Source organism: Dactylosporangium sp. NBC_01737 (assembly GCF_035963215.1).
Lineage (GTDB): Bacteria > Actinomycetota > Actinomycetes > Mycobacteriales > Micromonosporaceae > Dactylosporangium.
In genome coordinates this window covers 8,767,351-8,789,842 of record NZ_CP109153.1, presented here as the reverse complement: position 1 = coordinate 8,789,842, position 22,492 = coordinate 8,767,351, and the positions used below count along the sequence as shown (strand labels likewise).

The following is a 22,492-nucleotide window of genomic DNA, read 5'->3' as shown; positions in this document are numbered from 1 at the left end:
AAACTCGGCGTCGTGCGTGCCGACCGCCTGCTGTCACTGGTTCTGCTGCTGCAGGCCCGGCCGGACGCGGCCGCCCCGGAGCTCGCCGACCGCCTCGGCGTCTCGGTCCGCACCGTCCTGCGCGACGTGGAGTCGCTCAGCGCCGCGGGGATCCCCGTGTACACCGAGCGGGGCCGCTTCGGCGGGATCCGGCTGCTGGACACGTACCGCACGGGCCTGGCCAACCTCAGCCACGCCGAGGGCGCCGGTCTCGCCGTCGGCCAGTCCCGCCTCGCCGGCGACCTCGGCCTCGGCGACGCCCTCGACTCCGCCATCGAGAAGATCATCGGCGCCGGCGGCCGGGCCCTGCGCGGCGGCCTCACCCAGGGCCGCCGTCACGTGCTCGTCGATGTCGACCCGTGGATGCGCTCCGGTTCGCCGGTCCCGCTGCTGCCGCTGATCCACGACGGCCTCCTGCGCGGCCGCCGCCTGGACCTGGACTACCAGGACAGCTCAGGCAACCGCGAGCACCGCACCGTCGACCCCGCGGGCCTGGTCGCGAAGGCCGGCACCTGGTATCTGGTCACGACAGAACCGGCACTGGTACGGGTGTCGCGGGTCCACTCGTGCACGGTGCTGCCGGATCCCGCGCGCCTGCCCGCCGGGTTCTCCCTCGAGGCCGCGTGGTCGCTGCTGCGTGACAAGGTCGAGGTGCGCCCCCGCGCCGTGCCGGTCGTGGTCACCGCGGCGCCGGACGCGGCCGCGATGGTCCGCCGCCTGCTCGCCCGCCACCTGCGCGACGACGACGGCTCCTCCACGACAGTGCGCCTGGCGTTCGCCGCGCTCCCGCACGCCGTCGGCAGCCTCCTCGGCCTGGGCACCCGCGTCGAGGTGCTCGACCCACCGGAGCTGCGCACCGCGATGCGCGACGCTGCACTCGCGGTCGCGGCGCTGTACCGGCCCGGCGACTGACGCCGGGCCGGACGGCCGGGCGGTGGTCAGTCGCCGCGGACGGGCAGCTCGCTGAGCAGGGTGAACTCGAACTCGATCTGGGTCGCGTCGGACGCCTCCTCCGGCGTCACGACGTAGGACTCGACGCGGAAGCCGAGGTTGAGCACGTCCGCGGCGCGGATGTGCTCGACCAGTTCCTCCGCGGCCGTGAAGTAGGCGGTGTAGATGATCGACGGGCCGTCGCCGGGTTCGGCGGCCGTCTCGAAGGTCTCCTCGGCGTCGCTGTCGCCGGGGGTCTCAGCTGCGATGTCAACAGTCACGGGCGGGAGCCTACGCGCCGCCGTGCGGGTCCTTGAGGCCGAGGATCCGCTGCAGGAGGTTGCGGCGCCAGACGGTGCGCAGGGCGAGGAACCACGGCGGGAGGAACACCGCGACGCCGATGAAGACCAGCGGGTTCGGCACCAGGCTGAAGTAGTGCGACAGGGCCGGTACGGCGAGGATCACGAGCAGGATCGCGACGAGCGCGGCGACGAGGGCGGCGGGCCGCCGGTCGGTGCGCACGGTGGTCCAGCCGGCGAAGACGCGCCAGGGCGGCTCCAGGAAGAGGATGAGGGTGAACGCCGTCAGCGACGTGAAGACGGTCAGGCCGGTCTGCGCCACGACGGTGGCGACCTGGTCGGCGAACGTCGCGTCGGAGCGGAGCAGGCCGGTGAACTCCTCGAAGCGCACGACCAGTTCGGGCGGCACATGGTGGGCGACGATGCCGCCCTGCACGGAGCGGTAGAGGATGGCGTACAGGGCGACGCCGAACACCGCCGTGACGACGGCTGCCGGTGCGACGAAGCGGCCGAGGGAGCCGAGCAGGCCGGGGTCCGGCGCGCGGGGCGGGGCCCAGGCGGTGAGCACCATCGTGGGCAGGCCGACGGTGAACAGGACGATCGCGACCTGCGCCGGTTCGTACGGGAACCCGAGCCCGAGGATGGCGACGCCGATGATGACGAGGATGGAGACGGCGACGCGGGCCAGGTACAGATACATGGACGTCGTGATGCCGGAGACGATGCGCCGGCCCTCGTGGCGGGCCGGGGCCAGGGCGTCGAAGGCGTCGTCGAGCAGGACGACGTCCGCCACGTCGCAGGCGACGCTGCTGCCGCTCTCCACGGCGATGCCGACGTGGGCCTTCTTCAGCGACGGCAGGTCGTTGACCCCGTCGCCGATCATCGCCGTGTAACGCCCCTGGAGGCGCAGGGTGTCGAGCATGCGTTCCTTGAGCCCCGGTGCGACCCGGCCGAAGACGACACCGACGGCGACCGCGTCGCCGAACGCCTCCGGGGTCATCGCCTCCAGCTCGGCGCCGCTGCGCGGTGCGGGGTCGTGCAGGCCGATCCGGTGCGCGAGCGCGGCGACGGTGCGCGGGTCGTCGCCGGAGATGACCTTGACCGCGACGCCACGGTCCTTCAGGTCTCGCAGCGTCTCGTGTACGCCGGGACGCAGCTCGTCACGCAGCGCGACCAGTGCCACGGGCCGCAGCGGCGGCAGGTGCGGTGCCCCGTCGCGGGCGTGCAGGGCTGCGTGCGGGTCGGCGGCCGTCGCGTAGAGCAGGACCCGCAGGCCCTGCCCGGTCAGGGCGGCCATGGCGGTGTGCAGCCCGGCGGCGGTGACCGCCTCGGTCGGGAGCGCGTCGCCGAGCGTCTCGAAGGCACCGAGGACGTGGACGGCGGCCGGCCCGTCCCCGCCTCCGGCGACGCTGACCGCGCTCCAGCAGCGCGCGGAGGAGAACGGCACCTCCTCACGGACCTCCAGGCGGGTGCCGGGCAGCGCGGCGAGCAGCGCCGTCGTGGTCGGCCCGGCGCCGGTCATGCTGCGCACGGCCGAGCCGGACCACGAGCCGTGAACCATCACCGGCTGCCACGGTCGATTCGATCTGTCGGGCCCAGTCGACGAGGCATTGCTGCCATGACCGGCGCACCCGGCAGGCGGGCGCCGAGGAAAACGCCGCAGCGCGGCCCGGTCGCCGCGCCCGGGCCCAGCAGTACGCGGCGAACACGACCCGGCGGGTGAAGACCACCCACCGACTCTGACCGCTTCGACGAGCAACCGACACCGGGCGCGCCGGCTGCGAAGGCATCCCATGACGACATCCGGTCGCGTCCGAGCCGGCGCGGGCAGATCGCTGCGGACTGTTGCGACGACCTCGGCGCCCGGGTGATCAGCGGGAACCGGGGGCCACCAGCGGCCGGTTCATCACCATGCGCGGCGGCGCGGTCCGCTCGTCACTATGCTCTTCGGCGTGCTGGACGCGATGTCGTGGTTGAACGAGCCGCAGGACTGGTCGCTGCAGGACGGTGTCCTGCGCGCCGTCACGGATCTGCGGACCGACTTCTGGCGTGAGACGTTCTACGGCTGGACCACCGACAACGGGCACTTCTTCCATCACCCGGCCACGGGCGACTTCACCGCCGAGGCGGTCGTGTCCGCCGCTCACACGACCCGCTTCGACCAGGCCGGCATGATGCTGCGGGCCGACGAGCGCAACTGGCTGAAGGCCGGCCTGGAGGTCACGTCCGGCGCCGTGCAGATCAGCACCGTGCTCACCCGCGGCCGCTCCGACGTGTCGATGGCGCCGGTCGCGGGGGCACCGGGCGAGGTCGCGATGCGCGTCTCCCGCTTCGGCGACGCGGTGACCGTGCACTACCGCGTCGCCGACGGGCCGTGGCACCTGGTGCGCCTCGGCCACCTTGACCTGCCGGCGACCGTCGACGTCGGCGTCATGTGCTGCTCGCCGGAGCGGGCCGGGCTGCGGGCCACCTTCCGCGACTTCCGGATCGGGCCGCCGATGTCCCGTGACAACCTCGAGTAGGGCTCGCGGCAGGTCAGCGCGTCCGGCCCGAGGCACGGCGTCCCGGCGCGCGAGGTCCGCCGACCGGAACCCGTAGGAGTCGTCGAGCGTGGTCCGGGTGACGTCGATGCCACCGAAGTAGCGGTCCATGTGCCGGAAGGGCACCGAGCAGGTGCGGGCCGCCTCGTCGAGGATGTCGACCCGCGATGACGGCTCGGCGTCGGTCAGGTTGAAAGGCGCACCTTCAGGTCCTCGGGTCCCTTCCCCCAGTGCGCCGCAGCGTATCGCCGCACCCCGTGGGAACGCCCCGACCCGCTGTGCATCTTGCTGTGCAGGACGTGCACAACACCTGTCGGACCCCAGCCTCTGACCGGCGGCTGAGCCGCCCCACCGCTGGGGCGGCCCCGCCGCCGGCGGTCACGCGTTGCCGTTGAGGACGTACGCCCGGTCCGGGTTCACGGTGACGGCCACGTTGGTGCCGACGCCGAGCAGGCCGTCGGGGTCCGGGCCGGCGTCGGTGACGTGCAGCGTGCCGCTGATCGTCTCGACCTCGTAGTCGACGCTGTGGCCGTGGAACGTGGAGCGCAGGACGGTGCCGATGCCGCCGTCGCCGGCAGGGCGCAACGAGATCGTCTCGGGCCGCATCATGAGATAGGCGCTGGCGTGGTTGGCGTCGACCGCCGGGTGGGCCGGCACGGTGAGCCGCATGCCGAGCGCGTTCACCACGGCCGTGCCGTCGTGGACGTGCTCCGGAGCGACCTCGATGAAGTTGGCGCGGCCGATGAAGTCGGCGACGAAGATGGTCGCGGGCCGGAAGTAGATCTCCGCGGGCGTCGCGACCTGCTCGACGCGTCCCTTGTTCATGACCACGATCCGGTCGGACATGCTCATCGCCTCGTCCTGGTCGTGCGTGACGTACAGGCTGGTGATGCCGAGGCGGCGCTGGATGCGGCGGATCTCCGCCCGCATGGCGCCGCGGAGCTTGGCGTCGAGGTTGGACAGCGGCTCGTCGAAGAGCAGCACCTTCGGCTGCATGATCAGGGCGCGGGCCAGGGCAACCCGCTGCTGCTGGCCGCCGGACAGCTCGTGCGGGGCGCGGTGCTCCAGGCCGACCAGGTTCATGCTCGTCAGGGCGATCTGCATGGCGCTGCGCACGTCGTCGTGCGCGTGGCGGCGCAGCTTCAGCCCGTACGCGATGTTCTCCGCGACGCTCAGATGCGGGAACAGTGCGTAGCTCTGGAAGACCATCGCCATCGTGCGCCGCTGCGGCGGCACGTGGTCGATGGGCGCGCCGTCGAGCAGGACGTGACCGCTCGTGGCGGTCTCGAAGCCGGCCACGATGCGCAGGGTCGTGGTCTTGCCGCAGCCGGACGGGCCGAGCAGCGTGATGAACTCGCCTGGGGCGACGTCGAGCGTCACGTCGTCGACCGCGGTGACGCCCGACGACTTCGACGGGAACGTCTTGGTCAGCCGGTCCAGTCGCAGCCTTCCCGCGTCGGCGCGGCCCTTCGCCGGGGCGAGTTGGTCGTCGGGCTGGTGCGTCAGCGTCATCGGGGCTTCCTTCCGGCGGGTGCGGCGGTGCGGTACAGGCTCACGGTGCCGCCGACGAGCAACCGGATGAGGCCGAAACCGGCCAGGACGACGGCGGTGAGCACGGTGCAGTAGGCGAACGCGACCCCGTACCGCCCGGTGTTGGCGGCGCTGAGGATCTGCGACGTGATGATCTTCGTGTTCGGGGTCACCAGGAGGATCACCGTGGAGATCGAGGTCATGCTGCGGGCGAAGCTGTAGCTCAGGCCGGTGAGCAGCGCGGGGCGGATCAGCGGCAGGACCACGGCGCGGAAGGTGCGGAACGATCCCGCGCCGAGGTTCACCGACGCCTCCTCCAGACTCGGGTGCAGCTGCGTCAGGGCGGCGCCACCGGTACGCAGGCCGGCCGGGACGCTGCGGGTGATGTAGGCGAGCACGATGGCCAGGGACCCGCCCGCGACGGCGGTGCCACCGACCAGCCCGGGCAGGACCAGCAGGTCGCCGACGTAACGGTCGGGCCGGTACGCCAGCAGGTAGCCGATGCCGAGCACCGTGCCGGGCACGGCCACGCCGAGGGTGCCGGCGAAGTCCAGCCAGCCGGCGGACCGGCGCAGGTGCCGGGTCACCAGCCAGGCGATGAGCAGCCCGAAGACGCCGGCGACCGGGGTCGCGACGGCCGCCAGCAGGGTGGTGTCCCGCAGCGCCGCGCGGCCCGCGCCGAACAGCACCTCCCGGAAGTGCTCGAACGTGACCGTGTTGTCCACGCCGAACACCCGGGTCACCGAGCCCACGATCACGGTGCCGTACAGGCTGACCACCAGGAGCGCCACCAGCACGGCGAGCCCGAAGATCGGCCATCGGGCCCAGCCGGTGATGAGGTGCACGCTGCCGGACGGCCGGCCGGTGATGGTGGTGCGGATCTTCCCGCCGAGCCAGTAGCGCTGCGCCAGGTACAGCCCGACCGACGGCACCAGCAGGATCAGGCTGTAGACGGCGGCGCTGGTCGTGTCGTACTCCCCCGTGACGGCCAGGTAGGCCCGGCTGGCCAGCACGGTGTAGTCGCCGCCGAGCGCCAGCGGGTTGGCCAGGTCGGCGATCGCCTCGACGAACAGCAGCAGGAACGGCGCCGCCAGGCCCGGGGCGAGCAGCGGCAGCTGCACCGTCCGGAAGATCTGCCAGCGGCTGGCGCCCATGTTCATCGCGGCCTCCTCCATCGCCGGGTCCAGGCCGCGCATCATGCCGAGCATGCCGAGGTAGGCGACCGGGAACAGCGACAGCGACAGCACGAACACCAGCCCGTCCAGCCCGTAGATGTCGTACTCGACGCCGAGCAGGCCGTGGGTGACGGCACCGCGCCGCCCGTAGAGGACGATCGCGGCGGTGGCGACGGCGAACGGCGGGCTGACGACCGGCACGAGGGCCACGACGTGCAGGATCCGTTTCCCGGGTACCGCGAGCCGGGTCTGCACGAACGCGAACAGGAAGCCCAGCGCGGTGCCGCAGGTGCCGACGAGCAGGCCGAGCACGAGCGTGTTGCGCAGGATCATGAGGTCGACGGACGACGTGGCGAACTCGGCGTACCGTGGCAGCGCCTCGCCGGACAGCGCCGTGGACAGCACCGCGGTCAGCGGGTAGACGCTGCCGACCACGACGAGCAGGACGCTCGCGGCGACCGCCACCATGACGCCGAGGTCGCGGGAGCGGCGCCTCGGCCGGCGGACGGCGGGGTCCGGGGCAGGGACGGATGAGGGTGGGGCGAGCAGGGTCATCGGATCCTCCTGGCGTCGGGCCGGAGCCGGCCGGCCACCCGGCGTGGGGTGGCCGGCCGCCCGGGTCAGGACTTCGGGGCCTGGGCCACTTCGGCGTCGAACCGCTTGGTCAGGTCCTTCTTCGCCCGTCCCGCCGCCGCGACGTCGTAGTCGACGAGCTTCACCTTCGTCAGGTCGACGGTCTTGTCCGACAGCTTCGCCTCGGGGTTCGTCGGCACCTGGTACGACTTGACCGTCGGGCCGATCTCCTGCGCCGCCGGGGTCAGCGTCCAGTCGATGTACTTGCGGGCGCTGACCGGGTTGTGCGCGCCGTGGACGAGCGCGACGCCGCCGACCTCGTAGCCGGTGCCCTCCGACGGGAAGGTCAGGCTGAGGTCCTTGAACCCCTGCTCCTGGGTGGCCACGCAGTCGTGGGAGAAGATGACGCCGACGCCGACCTCACCGCGGGCGGCCTGCTGCGCCGGGGCGATCCCCGACTTGCTGTACTGCAGCACGTTGGGGTGCAGGCGTTTCATGTACTCCAGCGCCGCGTCGGCGTTGCCCTGGTGCAGGGCCGTCTGGGTCCACAGCATCGTGTACGCGGTGCCGGAGGTGGACGGGTGGGCGATGCCGACGTCCTTGGCGAGCCCTGGGTTCAGCAGGTCCTGCCAGGACTGGGGCGCGGCGACCTTCTTCTCCGCGAGGATCTTGGTGTTGTTGCAGAACCCGAGGACCCCGACGTACACGCCGGTCCAGACGCCGGCCGGGTCCTTGTACCGGTCGGGGATCACCTTGGCGTTGGCGGAGACGTACGGGTCGAGCAGGCCCTGCTCGCCGGCGGCGACGAACCCGTCGGCGGGGCCGCCGTGCCACACGTCGAACTCCGGGTTGGCCTTGCCGGCCTGCAGCCGGGCGACGGTCTCGCCGCTGGACAGCCGCACGAACTCGGCCTTGACGCCGGTCGCCTTGGTGAACCGGGTGGTCATCGCGTTGCACCACTCCTCGGTGGCGCCGCAGGCCACCACGACCTTGCCGGAATCCTTGGCGGACGCCGGGTCGCCGGCGTCGGAACGGGCGCAGCCGGCGGCGGCGGCGAGCGCGGCCGCGGCCAGCAGGGCCAGCGCGGCCCTGACACGTCGGTGCTGAGGCGGTGCCATCGACTCGACCTCCTTGAGCAGCCGGTGTCCACCGGCGGGGGGGTGTGCCGGGCGGGGGCCGGCGGGGTGTGGTCAACGTATGCGGCGGGAGGCATGGCCGCGGTGACAGCGAGGTGGGCTTCGGTGACAGCCGTGTTACCGGCGCCCAGGGCCGATCACGGTGCCGGTCACGAGACCGGTCACGGCGCCGGGCTGCCGGCCGGGGGTGGCAGGTCGGGCATGACGTATCCGGCGCCGCGGATGGTCCGCACGTAGGTGGTGCCGTCGCCGTCGCCGGTCAGCCGGGACCGCAGCCGGTACACGGTCGACTTCACCACGTCCCGGCCGCCGATGATCTCCGTGGTGCCCCAGACCGCGCGCAGCAGGTCCTGCCACGACTGCGGGTTGCCGCGGTGGGTGGCCAGGTGCAGCAGCAGCTTGAACTCCGTGTACGGCAGTTCGAGGCGCTGGCCGGCGAGCGTCGCGGACCTGGCCGTCGGGTCGATGACCAGCTCGCCCACGCGCAGGACGGTGCCGGTCTCGCGGCGGCGGCGGATCAGCGCCGCGGCGCGCAGCGCCACCTCGCGCGGGTGGAACGGCTTCGTGACGTAGTCGTCGGCGCCGCGTTCCAGCCCGGCGATCACGTCGTCGTGGTGGGCCAGGGCGGTCAGCAGCATGATCGGCACGTCGGAGCGGGCCCGGATCCGCTCGCACAGCGTCAGCCCGTCCATCGCCGGCATGAGCACGTCGAGCACGACGAGGTCGACCTCGCGGGACCGCAGCAGGTGCAGGGCGGTGGCGCCGTCGTGCGCGACCAGCACCGTGAAGCCCTGCGTCTCCAGGGCGTACCCGATGATCATCGTCATCTGCGGCTCGTCGTCGACGATCAGCGCGGTGCTCACGCGGCCCCCTGGTTCGACGGCAGTGTCAGCAGGAACGTGGTGCCGCGGGTCGACGCCGTGTCGACCATGATCGACCCGCCGTGCAGCTCCACGATGGTCTTCGTGATCACCAGGCCCAGGCCGGTGCCGTCCTCGAGGGGCCGGCCGGTGGCGAACCGGCGGAACAGCTGCTGGCGCTGCTCCCGGCTCATCCCGGCCCCGTCGTCGGTGACGTAGATCGCGACGCCGGTGTCCACCGCCATCACCCGCACGTCGACGTTGCCGCCGACGGTGGTGAAGCGGCTGGCGTTGGACACGAGGTTCGTCAGCGCCTGCGAGATCAGCAGCGGATCGGCGGGGATGCGCGGCGTCACCTGCGGCGTGTCGAGCGTGATGCGCTGCTGCCGCTGGGCGCACAGCGGCCGCATCGCGGTGACCACGTCCCGGGCGAGCACGGAGACGTCGGCCCGCTCCAGCCGCGGGGTGAACAGGCCCGCCTCGATCTTCGCCTGTGTCAGCAGGCTCTCACACAGGGCGACGACATGGGTGCACTGGTGGCCGATCACCAGCAGGAACCGCTCCTGCGCGGTGGTCAGCGGACCCGGGGTGCGCTCCAGCAGCAGGTCCGCCGCGCCCTTGATCATGCTCAGCGGGGTCCGCAGCTCGTGGCTGAGCGCGGTGACCTGCTCGGCCCGCCGCTCGACCTGCTCCGCCAGCCCGGCCAGCTCCGCCCTCTGCAGCCGCAGGACCTGGTGCGTGCCGGCCGCGGCCACCACGACGCCGGCGGCCAGCCCGGCCACCGCCGTCGCCGGCGACCAGCGCCCGGCGATGCCCAGCCCGGTCACCGCCACGGCACCGCAGGCCGCGGCGGTCCAGGCCACCCAGAGCGCTCGAGCAACGATCCACTGCACCCCGGCCACTTAAGCGGCTTGCGGCCGCCACGTCCACTCCCCGGCGGGGGCACCGCCGCGCGGCACCCCCGCCGGACGGCTCAGAAGTCGTCGTCGAAGGTGACCGTGCCGGTGACGCCGACCTGGTACGCCGACACCCGCCGCTCGAAGAAGTTCGACAGCTCCTGCACGTCCTGCAGGTCCATGAACCCGAACGGGTTGGCGGCGCCATACAGCGGTGCGATGTCGAGCTGCGCGAGCCGCCGGTCGGCGACGTGCTGCAGGTACTGGCGCATGTCCGCGGTCGACAGCCCGGACACGCCCTGGCCGAGCAGGTCCTCGGCGAACTGCGCCTCGCACTCGACGGCCTCGGCCAGCATGTCGCGGACCTGCGCGGCCAGCTCGTGGTCGAACAGGCCGGGCTCCTCGGCGCGGACGACGGCGATGACGTCGAACGCGAACGCCATGTACATCGACTCGTCGCGGAACACCCAGTTGGTGCCGGACGCGAGTCCGTGCAGCAGGCCGCGGGAACGCAGGAAGTACACGTAGGCGAAGGCGCCGTAGAAGAACAGGCCCTCGATGCATGCGGCGAAGCAGATGAGGTTGAGCAGGAACGCCCGCCGGTCGTCGCGGGTCGTCAGCTCCCGCAGCTCGCCGAGCGAGTCGATCCAGTGGAAGCAGAACTCCGCCTTGCGGCGGATCGAGGGGATGTTCTCGACCGCCGCGAACGCCTCCGCCCGCGCCGTGTCGTCCGGCAGGTACGTGTCGAGCAGGTTCAGGTAGAACTGGACGTGCACGGCCTCCTCGAACAGCTGCCGGGACAGGTACAGCCGGCCCTCGGGCGAGTTGACGTGCTGGTACAGGTTGAGGACGAGGTTGTTGGCGACGATCGTGTCGCCGGTGGCGAAGAACGCGACGAGCCGGCTCACGAGGTGCCGCTCCGCCGGGGTGAGCTTCGCCAGGTCGGTGAGGTCGGTGTGCAGGTCGACCTCCTCGACCGTCCACGTGTTCTTGATGGCGTCACGGAACCGGTCGAAGAACTGCGGGTAGCGCATGGGCCGCAACGTCAGATCCATGCCGGGGTCCAAGAGGCTCACTGGCATGCCTCGCACGACTCGGGGTTCTCCAGCGAGCACGCCACGGCGTCTTCGGGGGGCGCCACCAGCGACACCGTCGCCTGCTGGATCCTCGTCGCGGGGCGGGACCGCAGGTAGTAGGTGGTCTTCAAGCCGGCCTTCCACGCGTACAGGTACATCGAGGAGAGCTTGCCGATGCTCGGCGCGCTCATGAACAGGTTCAGCGACTGGCTCTGGTCGATGTACGGCCCGCGGGCCGCGGCCAGGTCGATCAGCGCCCGCTGCGGCAGCTCCCACGCGGTGCGGAACAGCGCCCGGGTCTGCTCCGGCAGCGCCGCGATGCCCTGCACGGACCCGTCGGCGCGCTTGATCTCCTCCCGGATCTGCGCCGTCCACAGCCCGCGGGACTTCAGCTCCCGCACCAGCGCCGTGTTGATCTGCAGGAACTCCCCCGACAGGGTCTCGCGCTTGAACATGTTGGACACCTGCGGCTCGATGCACTCGTAGCAGCCGGCGATGGAGGCGATCGTGGCCGTCGGGGCGATCGCGATGAGCAGCGAGTTGCGCAGCCCGTGCAGGGCGATGCGTTGCCGTACCGCAGCCCACCGCGACTCCTGCGCCGGGGTGATGCCCCACAGGTCCGGTTGCAGGTCGCCGCGGGCGGCCCTGGTCAGCTGATACGCCGGGTGCGGCCCGTGCCGCTCGGCGAGCTCCGCGGAGGACTCCAGCGCCGTCAGGTAGATCTCCTCGGCGATGCGCGTCGACAGCTCCCGCGCCTCTGGCGCGTCGAACGGCAGCCGCAGCGCGAAGTACACGTCCTGCAGGCCCATGACGCCGAGGCCGACCGGCCGCCACCGCGGGTTGGACGCCGCCGCCTCCGCGCTCGGGTAGTAGTTGATGTCGATGACCCGGTCCAGGAACGTGACCGCGGTGCGGACCGTGGCCCGCAGCCGCTCCCAGTCCATGCCGTCGCCGGTCAGGTGCGCGGCGAGGTTGACTGAACCGAGGTTGCACACGGCGGTCTCGCCGTCGCTGGACACCTCGACGATCTCGGTGCACAGGTTCGACAGGTGCACGACCTCGCCGGGCGTGCCGGTCTGGTTGCTGAGCCGGTTCGACGGGTCCTTGAACGTCATCCAGCCGTTGCCGGTCTGCGCCAGGGTGCGCATCATCCTGCCGAACAGGTCGCGGGCCTTGACGGTCCGCACCGCCTTCCCCTCCTGCTCCGCTGCGCGGTACGCCTCGTCGAAGGCCGCCCCGTACAGGTCGGGCAGCTCCGGCGCCCCGGCCGGGTCGATGAGCGACCAGTCCGCGTCGGCCTCGACGCGGCGCATGAACTCGTCGGGGATCCAGTTGGCGAGGTTGAGGTTGTGGGTGCGCCGCGCGTCCTCGCCGGTGTTGTCCCGCAGTTCCAGGAACTCCTCGACGTCCGGGTGCCACGGCTCCAGGTACACGCAGGCCGCGCCCTTGCGCCGCCCGCCCTGGTTCACGGCGGCCACGGACGCGTCGAGGGTGCGCAGCCACGGCACGATGCCGTTGGACAGGCCGTTGGTGCCCCGGATCAGCGCGCCCCGCGACCGTACCCGCGACCACGAGATGCCGATCCCGCCCGCGAACTTCGACAGCTTCGCCACCTGCGCGTACCGGTCGTAGATCGAGTCGAGCTCGTCACGCGGCGAGTCGACGAGGAAGCACGACGACATCTGCGTGTGTGCCGTGCCGGAGTTGAACAGGGTCGGCGAGCTCGGCAGGTACGCCAGCGACGACATCAGCCGGTAGAACCCGATCGCCTCGGCGGGGGTGGTCGACAGCCCGCACGCGACCCGCAGCAGCCAGTACTGCGGCGTCTCCACCACCAGCCGCGTCGAAGGGTGCCGCAGCAGGTACCGGTCGGCGACGGTGCGCAGCCCGAAGTACTCGAACCGCAGGTCCGCGGTGAGGTCGACGGCGTCGTCGAGCTTGCGCGCGTTGACCGCCACGAACTGCGCGGTCCCGGCGCCGATCAGCCCCTCGGCGTGCCCGACCCGGATCGCCTGGCTGAACGACGCGATGCCCTGCCCGCGGACCTCCTTGTCGAGGTACGCCGCCAGCAGCCGCGCCGCGAGCCGCGAGTACTGCGGCTCCTCACCGATCATGTCCGCCGCCGTCTGGATCGACAGCCGGTCCAGTTCCGCGGTGGTCGCGCCGTCGTACAGGCCGCTGATGGTCTTCGTCGCCACCCGCAGCGGGTCGACGTCGTCGAGGTCGTCCGCCCACCGCCCGACCGCCCGCACGATCTTGTTCACGTCGACCGGCTCGGCCGCGCCGTTGCGCTTGCGGACCTGCATCTGCGCCCGTCGCTGGACCGGCGCATCCTGCGCGGTCGTCTGCGTGAGTGTCACCCTGGTGCTCCTCTTGCTCGTCTCCGGAAAGAGGCGAACGCGGGACACGCAGGCGGGGACGGCACGGCTCGCCTGGCGGTCCGGGCACGTCACAGCCGTCGGCCGTCCCACGCGGCCTCGGACCGCCGCACCCGGTCCTCCGGCGTGCGGCGCTGCTGGCAGGTCTTCGGACTCGCGGGCACGGTCACGGCGCTCGCCGCGAACCTCCTACCGGCCGTCACTTCCCAGGCCCGGATGGCCCAGTGTTCACTCGACGGCTTTCGTTCCTGCTCACCGCTGCGGGGCAGTCCCGGTCTCGCACCGGGTTCCCTCTTGCCTCGACCGGACTGGATACCCGGCCGAACCAGCTGCGCCACGGACTATATCTGGTGGCAACCGGGAACACGCACACCACATGTCGTGCCGGCGTGTCGCATCACGATCACCGGCCGCCGGGGGTCGCCGGCGGCCAGGATCGTCCCGTGGTCACGGGTTGGCGGTCAGGCGAAGTCGAACAGCGGCGGGAAGGCGAGCACGACGATCCACGCCCAGGCGGCGTAGACCGGCAGGTGGCGGGTCTGCCACAGCTCCAGGGCGGCGAACCTGCCCTGGCGGCGGATGAAACGCAGCAGGAGCAGTGCCGAGCCGGCCAGGTTGACCAGCAGGATCACGTTTTCGCCGAGGGCGGCGGCCTTGTTGGGGGTGGTGCCGAACTCCGTCACGCGGCCGGTGATCTCGATGAGCACCAGGAAGTCGATGGCGAGGGCACTGAGCACCAAGGCGAGCTGGAGCTTGTCGAAGCCGCCGGGCGGGGCGAGGGGGTCGCGGGCGGAGATGGAGTACAGCAGCAGGCCCAGGACCACGACCAGCAGCAGGTCGAACAGGATCAGGGCCTCGCGCTCGACGTCGATGCGGGAGGCGGTGACGCCGACGGCGATGAGGAACGCGAGCAGCACCGCCGTGAACAGCGGGGTGAACAGGCGGGTCAGGACGGGGGCGATGTTCTCCACCACGCTCTGCTTGGCCTCCACCAGCCAACCGGCGACGACGACCGTCGCCATGGCGCCGCACGGGATCAGCCAATGGCTGACGAACGTCTCGGGCTGCACGCCGATGGCCTCGAACGTGCCGAACATGAACGCGGTGAGGACGCCGCCGCCGAGGGCGATGAGGACGAAGTAGACGAACACCTCGCCGGTGAAGCGGATGAAGTCCATGTGTCGGCGGGTGGAGCGCCAGTCGTCGGCGACATACGCCAGGCCGACCACCAGCCACAGCGCGATGGGCAGGTGGATGGCGGTGATGACCAGCGACTGCGAGTCCCCGCCGAGCGGATAGACGTTGGCGGCGACGGCACCGAGCACGAACAGCGTGGCGACGACCGCAATCAGCGGGCGCGACGCCCGCCGGCGCCAGGCGAGGAACCCGGCCAGCCACGGCAGGGTGAACAGGGCGATGTTGGTCGCGTAGAACACGCCGTCGTCGTCGAGGTCCATGCCGAACAGCTCCGGCACCTTGAACGTCGCGGCGGCGCCGGCGGCGCAGCCGATCATCACCCACAGGGTGCGCCGGGAGCGGGTGTCGGCGGCGGGGGTGCCGGGCTCGCCGGTGAGGACCAGCTGCTTCCACAGCCGCTCGGAGTGCTCCCGGGCGAACTCGCGGGACAGCTCGTCGAGGCTGCCCATGCGCTTGACCGCGACGAGGAACGCCTCGTCCTCGCTGAGGCCGGCGGCGACGAGCTCGTCGACGGAGCCGCGCAGGTGGTCCTCGAGCTCGTCGGCGTCGGGCGTCTGCAGCTCGCGGCGGCGTTGCACGTATTGCCGCCATTGCCCGATCTGCGCCTCGAGGCCCTCGTCCGGTGTCGTCATGACGGGCCCTCCAATGGGATGCCGGTGAAGGGGGCGCGCCAGATCTCCTTGAGCGTGTCGACGACCGTGTCCCACTGGCGGCGCTGCTCGGCGAGCTCGGCGAGCCCCTGGTCGGTGACGCGGTAATACTTGCGGCGCCGCTCCCCCGCCACCGCGTGCCAGGTCGACTCGACGTGGCCGAGCCGCTCGAGGCGGTGCAGCAGCGGATAGAGCAGGCCTTCGGTCCAGTCCAGTTCGCCGCCGGAGAGCTCGTTGATGCGCTTGAGGATGGCGTACCCATAGCTCTCGCCCTCGGCGAGGATGCCGAGCACGAGCGGCGTGGCCGACGCGGCCACCAGGTCCTTGGCAACCTTCACGGACATCACACCCCTAGAAGTACGATGCATAGTACTTCTAGGTATCAAGCTCCGCAATGATCGACTGAAGTACCTATGGATTGCATATACCGATGGCCGGTATAGTGGCGGCATGGCGATGCACGAGCCGACGTTCTACATCCTGACCGCCCTCGCCGAGCGACCCCAGCACGGCTACGGGATCATGCAGACGGTGGCCCGGCTGTCCGGGGAGCGGGTGATGCTGCGGGCCGGCACGCTGTATGCGGCCCTGGACCGGCTCACCACCGAGGGCCTCCTTGCCGTGGACCGCGAGGAGGCGCTGCAGGGCCGGCTGCGCCGCTACTACCGGCTGACCGACGCCGGGTCCGCCGCGCTCGGCGCCGAGGTGGTGCGGATGCGCGCGGCCGCGTCGATGGCCGCGGCCCGCCTGCGCACCCACGAGGCCGGCGGGTTCGCCTTCGCGCCCGGCGGCGCGTCATGAACGACAACCCGAGGCTGGAGCGCGCCTACCGGTGGCTGCTCCTCGCGTACCCGCGCCGGTTCCGGCGGGACAAGGGCACGGAGATCCTCACGACGCTGCTCGACGCGGCCCCTCCCGACCGGCGCCGCCCAACGGCGTGGGATGCCGTCGATCTGCTCGCGGGCGGTGCCCGGGCGCGGTTCCTGCCGCCGCCCGGAGCGGCCGCCGCGGTCCTCGCCACCGTCGTGGCGCTGCTCATGGGGATCGGTGCCGCCGCCGCGGCAGGCTGGCTCGGCTGGCAGGCGTCGAGCACGATGCCGTCCGCGGCGGCGAGCGCCGCGACCGCGCAGGTGGTCTTCGGGCAGCCCGCGCAGGCACCCGTGGTCGACCCCGGCGACCCGCTGGACCTGGACTGGCTCGGCGTCCGCACGGCGCCGGGCGACGAGGGCAGCACCGGCCCGCCGCCCGCGCCCGGCGCGGTCCACCTGCGTCTGCGCACCGGCACGCAGGACGTCGCCGCCGTGCTGGCCGGCGCCCGGGAGCGGTTGGCAGCGGCCGGTTGGCGCACCGACCAGCCCACCGCCGACGGTGTGTTCTGGGCCTCGAAGGGCGACCAGATCGTGCGGGTCACGGCGCTGCTCGGGGACCGCGACCCCAACGGTGGCGGCTCGTGGAGCGTCGACGACCCGGTGTATCTCATCGTGAGCGTGCACCGCCCGGCACCCACCGCCGTCACGACCCTGGCTCTCGCGGGGCTGCTCGCGGGTGCCGTCGCCGGCTGGCTCCTGGCCGCCTGGGCGCTGCACGCCAGGGCCCGGCACCGTTCCCGGCTTCGCACCGCCACCATGATCCTCGGCCTGTCGTCGGTGACCCTCGGCGTCGTCACCGTGCTGCTGCCCACCGTCGCCGGCGTCCTGGGGCTCGCCGCCATCGACGGCTGGTCGCCGCACGACTCCCTCATCGCCGCGGCGGTGCTGCGCGGTGCGAGCATCATGGCGTCCGCGGCGGGGCTCGGCCTGGCCGGCACGGCGGTCCTCGCCGCGTTCGCGCCGGCGGTCGCGGTGCCCGCCGGTCCCCTGCCGCGCGCCAAGCATCCGGTTGTGTGGCTGGTCGCGCTGAGTCTCGTGGTCGCTCTCCTCGGCCTGTCGGGTCAGATCGTCATCACGTGACCGTCAGGCGCGCAGGACGTGACCGTCAGGCGCGCAGGACGTGACCGTCAGGCGCGCAGGACGTGACCGTCAGGCGCGCAGGACGTCGAGGAGGGCGGCGAGCCCGCCGTCGCGGGTCACGGCGCCGCCGGCGCCGACGGCCGCCGCGCCCGCGTCGAGGTGGTCGCGGGCGTTGTGCGCGCCGATGCCGCCGGTGGCGACGAAGCGCGCCTCGGGGAACGGGCCCCGCAGCTCCCGCAGCCAGCCCGGCCCGAGCGACCCCGCGGGGAAGGCCTTGAGCCAGCGACAGCCGGCCCGCAGCGCGTGGTGGACGTCGGTGGCGGTGGCGACGCCGGGCAGGTGCGGCAGCCCGGCATCGTGGCTGGCGCGGGCCACGTCGGCGTCGAACCCCGGAGCGACGGTGAACGCCGCCCCGGCCGCCGCCGCGATCGCGACCTGCTCGGTGCTGCGCACGGTGCCGGCGCCGACCGGCGCGCCACGGGACGCGAGGTCCCGCAGCACGCCGACGGCGTCACCGGTCTGGATGGGCACCTCGACGACGCCCAGGCCGCTGTCCCACACGGCGCCCGCCAGCTCCACGGCCCGCGCGAGGGGAACCCCACGCAGGATCGCCATCAGCGGGCGCCCCGCAAGCAGTTCGTCGAAGCCGAGGGTCACAGCCGCTCGATCCAGAACTGGACCGACGTCGGTGGCAGGGTGACGGTGAGCACCGGGCCGGTCTTGTCGGTCAGGTTGGTGTTGCGGGCGGTCGGCGTGTACTGCTGCCCCTGGAAGGACCGGACGCTGCCGGTGTCGACGGTGTACGTCACCGTGGACAGGCTGCGGTTCGTCATGGCGAAGACCAGCTTGCCCTGCGGGGTCTTCCACGCCATGATGCGCTGCTCGGTGCGCACCGTGCCCTCGTCGACCTGGTAGCGCACCGAGTTCCACGGCAGGTACTTCACGAACCCGTGGATGCCGTTGAAGTTGCGCGGGTTGTAGTCCCAGTGTCCCTTGGCGATGTTCGGGTACTTCGTGAAGTCGTCGTCGTCATAGGGCCGCCAGAAGCCGAGCGAGTAGCCGGAGGCCTCCGAGTTGTAGGTCGGCTTGAGCGCGTGCAGCCAGAACCAGGTCGGCGAGTTCTGGAACGTCATCCAGTTCATGATGGACTGCGCGGTGTTGACCATCTTCCAGTCGCTGGTCGGCACCTGGTACTCGAACTCGTTGCTGAACACCGGTTTGCCGGCGGCGTCGCTGGTGTAGTTGTTCTGCAGCTGGTCGTTGCTGTCGCTGCCGATGCGGTGGAACGACCAGCCGTCCACCTGGGACAGTGCGGTGGCGTCGGCGCGGATGAGGGCGCCGCCCCGCCCGCGCTGGCCGTTCTCGGCGTCGGCGTGGATGAAGATGCCGGGGAACTCGGCGCGGATCTTCGGGGCGATGGCCTTGAACGCCTTGTAGTACTGGTCGTTGCTGTAGCTGCAGCAGGAGTAGGCGACGTAGTTGATGCTGGGCTCGTTCTGCAGGCTGAACATCTTCACGGGCACGCCGTTGTCGCGCAGGTACGCAAGGTCCCGCACGATCGCGTCGCCGTACTGGTCGAGCCAGCCGGGGTCGGTGGAGGCGATCGTGCCGCCGACGTAGTTGCCGTTCGACTTCCAGCCGGGCGCAGGCGACCAGTACTCGGCCGACACGCCCTCGATCCCGGACTGGGCGATCAGTTCGGCGAGCTCCGCCATCTGGGTCGGCCAGCGGCCGATGATCTGCTGCTGCGTGCTGTCCAGGCCCCGCAGGTACAGGCCGAGGGCCAGCCGCAGGTAGCGGAAGCCCCGGTCGTCGCGGATCTTCAGCAGGTCGCGGTACATGCGGGTGCGCTCGGACGCGACCAGGTCGTGCGGGACGGACGTGGTCGCCGTCGGCAGGCCGTTGTTGCCGGAGCCGATCGAGTCGGACTGGATCTCGACGCCGAGGCCGAGGATCGTCTGGCGGGGCTGGTCGTGGCGGATGACGTAGTCGGACGCGGCGGCGGCGGACGGGCCCGGCCGGACGGCGGCGCCCACGAGGGCACCAGCCGTCCCGGCGGCGGCGGCCAGGGCGGTTCGGCGGGTGAGAGGCATCAGGACTCCTTTGGAGGGGCCTCCGTGAGCGGCGGGAGGCCGAGGCGGGCCCGGGGTCCGGGCCTGAGCAGGGCGGCGGGCTGGACGGCGGTGGCGCCGCCGTCCAGGACGATCTCGGTGCCGGTGAGCAGCGCGGCACCGGAGGAGACGGCGAACGCGACGGCGGCGGCGACGTCCGCCGGCTCGCCGGGGCGCTGGGTCTCGGCGAGCCGCGCGAGGTCGGCGGGGTCCGCGACGCGGGTGAGCGCGTCGGGGGTGCCGACCCAGCCGGGGCTGATGGTGAGGGCGCGGATGCCGTGCCGGCCGTACTCCACGGCGAGCTGGCGGGTGAAGGCGGCGAGCCCCGCCTTGGCGGCGGCGTAGGCGGGGTAGCCGGGTGCGAAGACGCGGCCGTGGACCGAGCCGATGGTCACGATGACGCCCCGGCCGGCGGCGATCATGCCGGGCAGCGCGTGCCTGGCGCAGAGGAACGCGGAGGTGAGGTTGGCGTCCAGGACGGCGCGCCAGTCGGCGAGGGTCGTCTCGTGCGCGGGTGCGCCGGCCGTGACGCCGGCACAGTGGACCAGTGCCCCGACGGTGCCGAGCCCGGCGAACAGCAGGGCCACCTCGGCCTCGTCGGTGAGGTCCCCGTCGTCGCGGTCGAGGCCGGCGACCCGGTAACCGTCCGCGCGGAGCCTGGCGGCGACGGCGGATCCGATGCCGCCGGTGGCGCCCGTCACCACGGCGAGGTCAGGCACGGAACACCTCGTAGTGGGTGATCAGGTCCTCGTCGAGGGTCACGCCGAGTCCCGGGCCGTCCGGCACGACGAGCGCACCGTCCACCAGGGACGGTGGTGCCGCCAGGTCGTCGCGGAGCGGGTTGGGCAGCCGGTTGTATTCGAGGCTGGTCGCGTTGGGTGTTGCCGCGGCGAACTGCAGGGCGGCGGCGAGGCCGATGGCGGAGCCGACGCCGTGGGGTGAGACGTCGACGTGGAAGGCGGAGCAGAGTGCGGCGATGCGGCGGGCTTCGGTGATGCCGCCGGCGCGGGTGAGGTTGGGCATGACGGTGTCGGCGGCTCGGGCGAGCAGGAGGTCGCGGTAGCCGTATCGGATGAATTCGCTTTCGCCGGTGACGACGGGGATCCGGACGGCGGCTCTGACTTCGGCGAGGCCGGCGACGTCGTCGGTGGCGAGGGGTTCTTCGAGCCAGCGGACGCCCAGGTGTTCCAGGGCGTGGCCGAGGCGGATGGCGGTGTTGACGTCGTAGGCGCAGTTGAGGTCGACGTGCAGGGCGGCGCGGCCGTCGAGTGCGTCGGCGACGGCGGTGGCGTGGGCGAGGTCGGTGGTTTCGCCGCGGCCGAGTTTGAGTTTGACGGCGTGGAAGCCGTTGTCCACGAAGGACAGTGCTGTTTGGGCGGACTGTGCTGTGGAGGGCAGGAATGGGATGGGTGAGGCGTAGACGGGCACGGTGGTGCGGACAGGGCCGCCGAGCAGCCGGTGGACCGGTTGCCCGGCGGCCTTGCCGCGCAGGTCCCACAGGGCGAGGTCGACCCCGCTGATCGCCTCGAGGTAGAACCCGCCGGTGCGTCCGGCGCCGGCCTGCGCGCCGAACATGAGCTCCCACAACGCCTCCGACGCACCCGCGTCCCGGCCGACCAGCATCGGGGCCAGCAGCTGCCCGACGATGGTCGCCGTCACGCGCGGCTCCGGCAGCCCGTACGCCTCGCCGATCCCTTCGAGACCGTCAACCGTTCGGATACGAACGAGGGTGGTGTACTGGCCCAGCCGTGGCATGACGCGATGACTGGAGGCCGGGGTGAGCAGCCATTCGGGGACCTCGTCGTACATTCCCGCGAACGGTGCGGCGAGCGCGACGGCTTCGACGGAGGCGATGGTGAGCTTCATTTGATGAGGGCGTTCATCCGGTCGCGGGCGGAGGTGAGGGCCTCCTTGGGGTTCTTCTTGCCGATGAGGATCGACTGGACCTCTTCGGCGAGGACCTTCTCCATCTGGGAGAACTGCGGGTAGACCCAGAACGGGCTGGCACTGGAGTTCGCGCCGATCCGCTCGGTGAAGTCGTTCGCGAACTTGTCGTTCTTCACCACCGGGTCGGCGAGGCCCGAGGTGGTGGTCGGCGGCAGGCCGGTCTTGGTGAACCAGTCGATGCTGTAGGCCTTGTCGGTGGTGACCGTCTTGGCGTAGTTCGCCGCGGCGGCCGCGCCGGCGCCGTTGACGACGGCGATGACCTGGCCCCAGGCGAGGTGCCGGGGTTTGTCGCCGGAGTTCTTCACCGGCCTGGCGATCGGCACCATCTTGGCGGCGAGGTCCTTGTCGGGTGAGGACTTGGTGACGGTCGCCTTGCCGCCGATGGCGTCTTCGTAGAAGGCGGTCTTGCCCTGGGACATGAGGGCGCGGGCGTCGACGCGGTTGACGTCGGGGGCGATGAGTTTCTGGTCGTAGAGCTTCTTGTACCAGGTGAGGGCCTCGACGCTGCCGTCGTCGCCGATGACGACCTTGTTGCCCGCCACGATCGGGGAGCCGAACTCCCACATCCACGGGATGATGTCCTTGAGCTGGTCGACCTTGGTCATGCCGGCCCAGGGCACGATCCCGCCGCCGAGGCCCTTGACCGCGGTGAGCGCCGCCTCGAACTCCGCGACGGTCTTCGGCGCGGAGGTGACGCCGGCCCTGGTGAGCAGTTCGGTGTTGCTGATCAGCCCGATCCCGGCGAACGTCCACGGCAGCCCGTACTGCACGCCGCCGGACTGCCCCAGTGCGAGGGCGGCCGGGGCGTAGTCCAGACCGGCGGCGACGCTCTTGAGATCGAGGAGCTTGCCGGTGGCGGCGAGGGTGGCCAGCCACGCCACGTCCAGCTGCACCGCGCCGGTCAACTGTCCACCCTGGACCTGCAGCAGCAGCTGGTTGAGATAGTCGTTGTACGGATACGAAGGAGTACTGATCTTCACGCCCGCGTTGGCGGCGGAGTACTTCGCGATGGCGTCCGTCATCGGCTGCTTCGTCACGGCCTCGTTGAACGACCACGACGTCAGCGGGAACTCCTTGACGCCGTCGTCCTTGAGGCCTTCGGTGCCGGCGGGAGCGGGCGTGTTCGTCGAGGGGGCGCAGGCGGCCAGGGCGCCGAGCCCGAGCAGGCCGAGGGCGGATCTTCTGGTCAGTGAAAAGGGCATGGTG

General features: G+C 71.8%; 20 protein-coding genes and 1 riboswitch. Of the genes, 4 read left to right on the top strand and 16 right to left on the bottom strand.

Annotation, left to right across the window (positions count from 1 at the left end; translation table 11 throughout):
- The first annotated feature begins 12 nt into the window (after nt 1-12).
- The gene (locus tag OHA72_RS39925; protein ID WP_327001267.1) at nt 13-951 is read left to right on the top strand and encodes a helix-turn-helix transcriptional regulator; all 939 of its coding nucleotides are present in this window, start codon (nt 13-15) and stop codon (nt 949-951) included.
- A 26-nt stretch (nt 952-977) separates the two neighbouring features.
- Here the strand turns inward: OHA72_RS39925 and OHA72_RS39920 are convergent, their stop codons facing one another.
- Both OHA72_RS39920 and OHA72_RS39915 read right to left on the bottom strand, forming a co-directional pair.
- On the bottom strand, nt 978-1,250 hold the full coding sequence (locus OHA72_RS39920) for a hypothetical protein (protein ID WP_327001266.1): 273 nt from the start codon (nt 1,248-1,250) through the stop codon (nt 978-980).
- Nucleotides 1,251-1,260: 10 nt separating this feature from the next.
- Entirely contained in the window at nt 1,261-2,829 is a 1,569-nt protein-coding gene (locus OHA72_RS39915) for an HAD-IC family P-type ATPase (protein WP_327011757.1), read from the bottom strand.
- Between the two features lie 391 nt (nt 2,830-3,220).
- On the opposite strand from OHA72_RS39915, the gene OHA72_RS39910 reads away from it, so the two are divergent.
- Nucleotides 3,221-3,790 (top strand): DUF1349 domain-containing protein, encoded by a 570-nt coding sequence (locus OHA72_RS39910; protein WP_327001265.1) that lies wholly within the window; start codon nt 3,221-3,223, stop codon nt 3,788-3,790.
- Nucleotides 3,791-4,186: 396 nt separating this feature from the next.
- Here OHA72_RS39910 and OHA72_RS39905 read toward each other — a convergent pair whose 3' ends face one another.
- The 9 genes from OHA72_RS39905 to OHA72_RS39865 form a co-directional block, all read right to left on the bottom strand.
- On the bottom strand, nt 4,187-5,320 hold the full coding sequence (locus tag OHA72_RS39905; RefSeq protein ID WP_327001264.1) for an ABC transporter ATP-binding protein: 1,134 nt from the start codon (nt 5,318-5,320) through the stop codon (nt 4,187-4,189).
- A complete protein-coding gene (locus OHA72_RS39900; protein WP_327001263.1) occupies nt 5,317-7,068 on the bottom strand; it encodes an ABC transporter permease in 1,752 nt (583 codons plus the stop codon). The genes OHA72_RS39905 and OHA72_RS39900 overlap by 4 nt, the downstream gene beginning before the upstream one ends.
- Before the next feature lie 65 nt (nt 7,069-7,133).
- The gene (locus OHA72_RS39895) at nt 7,134-8,204 is read right to left on the bottom strand and encodes an ABC transporter substrate-binding protein (RefSeq protein ID WP_327001262.1); all 1,071 of its coding nucleotides are present in this window, start codon (nt 8,202-8,204) and stop codon (nt 7,134-7,136) included.
- 179 nt (nt 8,205-8,383) lie between these two features.
- Complete coding sequence (locus OHA72_RS39890) at nt 8,384-9,085, bottom strand: response regulator transcription factor (RefSeq protein WP_327001261.1); 702 nt, start codon at nt 9,083-9,085, stop codon at nt 8,384-8,386.
- Nucleotides 9,082-9,975: a sensor histidine kinase gene (locus OHA72_RS39885; protein ID WP_327001260.1), complete on the bottom strand. Its 894-nt coding sequence runs from the start codon at nt 9,973-9,975 to the stop codon at nt 9,082-9,084. Before OHA72_RS39885 ends, OHA72_RS39890 begins: the two co-directional genes overlap by 4 nt.
- Before the next feature lie 80 nt (nt 9,976-10,055).
- A complete protein-coding gene (locus tag OHA72_RS39880; protein ID WP_327001259.1) occupies nt 10,056-11,060 on the bottom strand; it encodes a ribonucleotide-diphosphate reductase subunit beta in 1,005 nt (334 codons plus the stop codon).
- Complete coding sequence (locus OHA72_RS39875; RefSeq protein WP_327011756.1) at nt 11,051-13,360, bottom strand: ribonucleoside-diphosphate reductase subunit alpha; 2,310 nt, start codon at nt 13,358-13,360, stop codon at nt 11,051-11,053. Before OHA72_RS39875 ends, OHA72_RS39880 begins: the two co-directional genes overlap by 10 nt.
- 194 nt (nt 13,361-13,554) lie before the next feature.
- Nucleotides 13,555-13,777, bottom strand: a riboswitch (cobalamin riboswitch).
- 116 nt (nt 13,778-13,893) lie between these two features.
- Nucleotides 13,894-15,261 carry a permease prefix domain 1-containing protein gene (locus OHA72_RS39870; RefSeq protein WP_327001258.1) on the bottom strand — a complete coding sequence of 456 codons (1,368 nt, stop codon included), beginning with the start codon at nt 15,259-15,261 and terminating at the stop codon, nt 13,894-13,896.
- Nucleotides 15,258-15,617 (bottom strand): PadR family transcriptional regulator, encoded by a 360-nt coding sequence (locus tag OHA72_RS39865; protein ID WP_327001257.1) that lies wholly within the window; start codon nt 15,615-15,617, stop codon nt 15,258-15,260. Before OHA72_RS39865 ends, OHA72_RS39870 begins: the two co-directional genes overlap by 4 nt.
- Nucleotides 15,618-15,735: 118 nt before the next feature.
- On the opposite strand from OHA72_RS39865, the gene OHA72_RS39860 reads away from it, so the two are divergent.
- Together OHA72_RS39860 and OHA72_RS39855 are read left to right on the top strand one after the other, a co-directional pair.
- Complete coding sequence (locus OHA72_RS39860) at nt 15,736-16,080, top strand: PadR family transcriptional regulator (RefSeq protein WP_327011755.1); 345 nt, start codon at nt 15,736-15,738, stop codon at nt 16,078-16,080.
- Nucleotides 16,077-17,228, top strand: coding sequence for a hypothetical protein (locus tag OHA72_RS39855; RefSeq protein WP_327001256.1), 1,152 nt, complete (start codon nt 16,077-16,079; stop codon nt 17,226-17,228). Before OHA72_RS39860 ends, OHA72_RS39855 begins: the two co-directional genes overlap by 4 nt.
- A 69-nt stretch (nt 17,229-17,297) precedes the next feature.
- On the opposite strand, the gene OHA72_RS39850 is transcribed toward OHA72_RS39855, so the two are convergent.
- From OHA72_RS39850 to OHA72_RS39830, 5 genes are read right to left on the bottom strand one after another with little or no spacing between them, the layout of a single operon-like run.
- Nucleotides 17,298-17,885: a bifunctional 4-hydroxy-2-oxoglutarate aldolase/2-dehydro-3-deoxy-phosphogluconate aldolase gene (locus tag OHA72_RS39850; protein ID WP_327001255.1), complete on the bottom strand. Its 588-nt coding sequence runs from the start codon at nt 17,883-17,885 to the stop codon at nt 17,298-17,300.
- Nucleotides 17,882-19,321, bottom strand: coding sequence for a glycoside hydrolase (locus tag OHA72_RS39845; protein ID WP_327001254.1), 1,440 nt, complete (start codon nt 19,319-19,321; stop codon nt 17,882-17,884). Before OHA72_RS39845 ends, OHA72_RS39850 begins: the two co-directional genes overlap by 4 nt.
- Nucleotides 19,321-20,058 carry an SDR family NAD(P)-dependent oxidoreductase gene (locus OHA72_RS39840; RefSeq protein WP_327001253.1) on the bottom strand — a complete coding sequence of 246 codons (738 nt, stop codon included), beginning with the start codon at nt 20,056-20,058 and terminating at the stop codon, nt 19,321-19,323. Before OHA72_RS39840 ends, OHA72_RS39845 begins: the two co-directional genes overlap by 1 nt.
- On the bottom strand, nt 20,051-21,205 hold the full coding sequence (locus OHA72_RS39835; RefSeq protein WP_327001252.1) for a mandelate racemase/muconate lactonizing enzyme family protein: 1,155 nt from the start codon (nt 21,203-21,205) through the stop codon (nt 20,051-20,053). Before OHA72_RS39835 ends, OHA72_RS39840 begins: the two co-directional genes overlap by 8 nt.
- Nucleotides 21,202-22,488: an ABC transporter substrate-binding protein gene (locus tag OHA72_RS39830; RefSeq protein WP_327001251.1), complete on the bottom strand. Its 1,287-nt coding sequence runs from the start codon at nt 22,486-22,488 to the stop codon at nt 21,202-21,204. Before OHA72_RS39830 ends, OHA72_RS39835 begins: the two co-directional genes overlap by 4 nt.
- Nucleotides 22,489-22,492 lie beyond the last annotated feature (4 nt).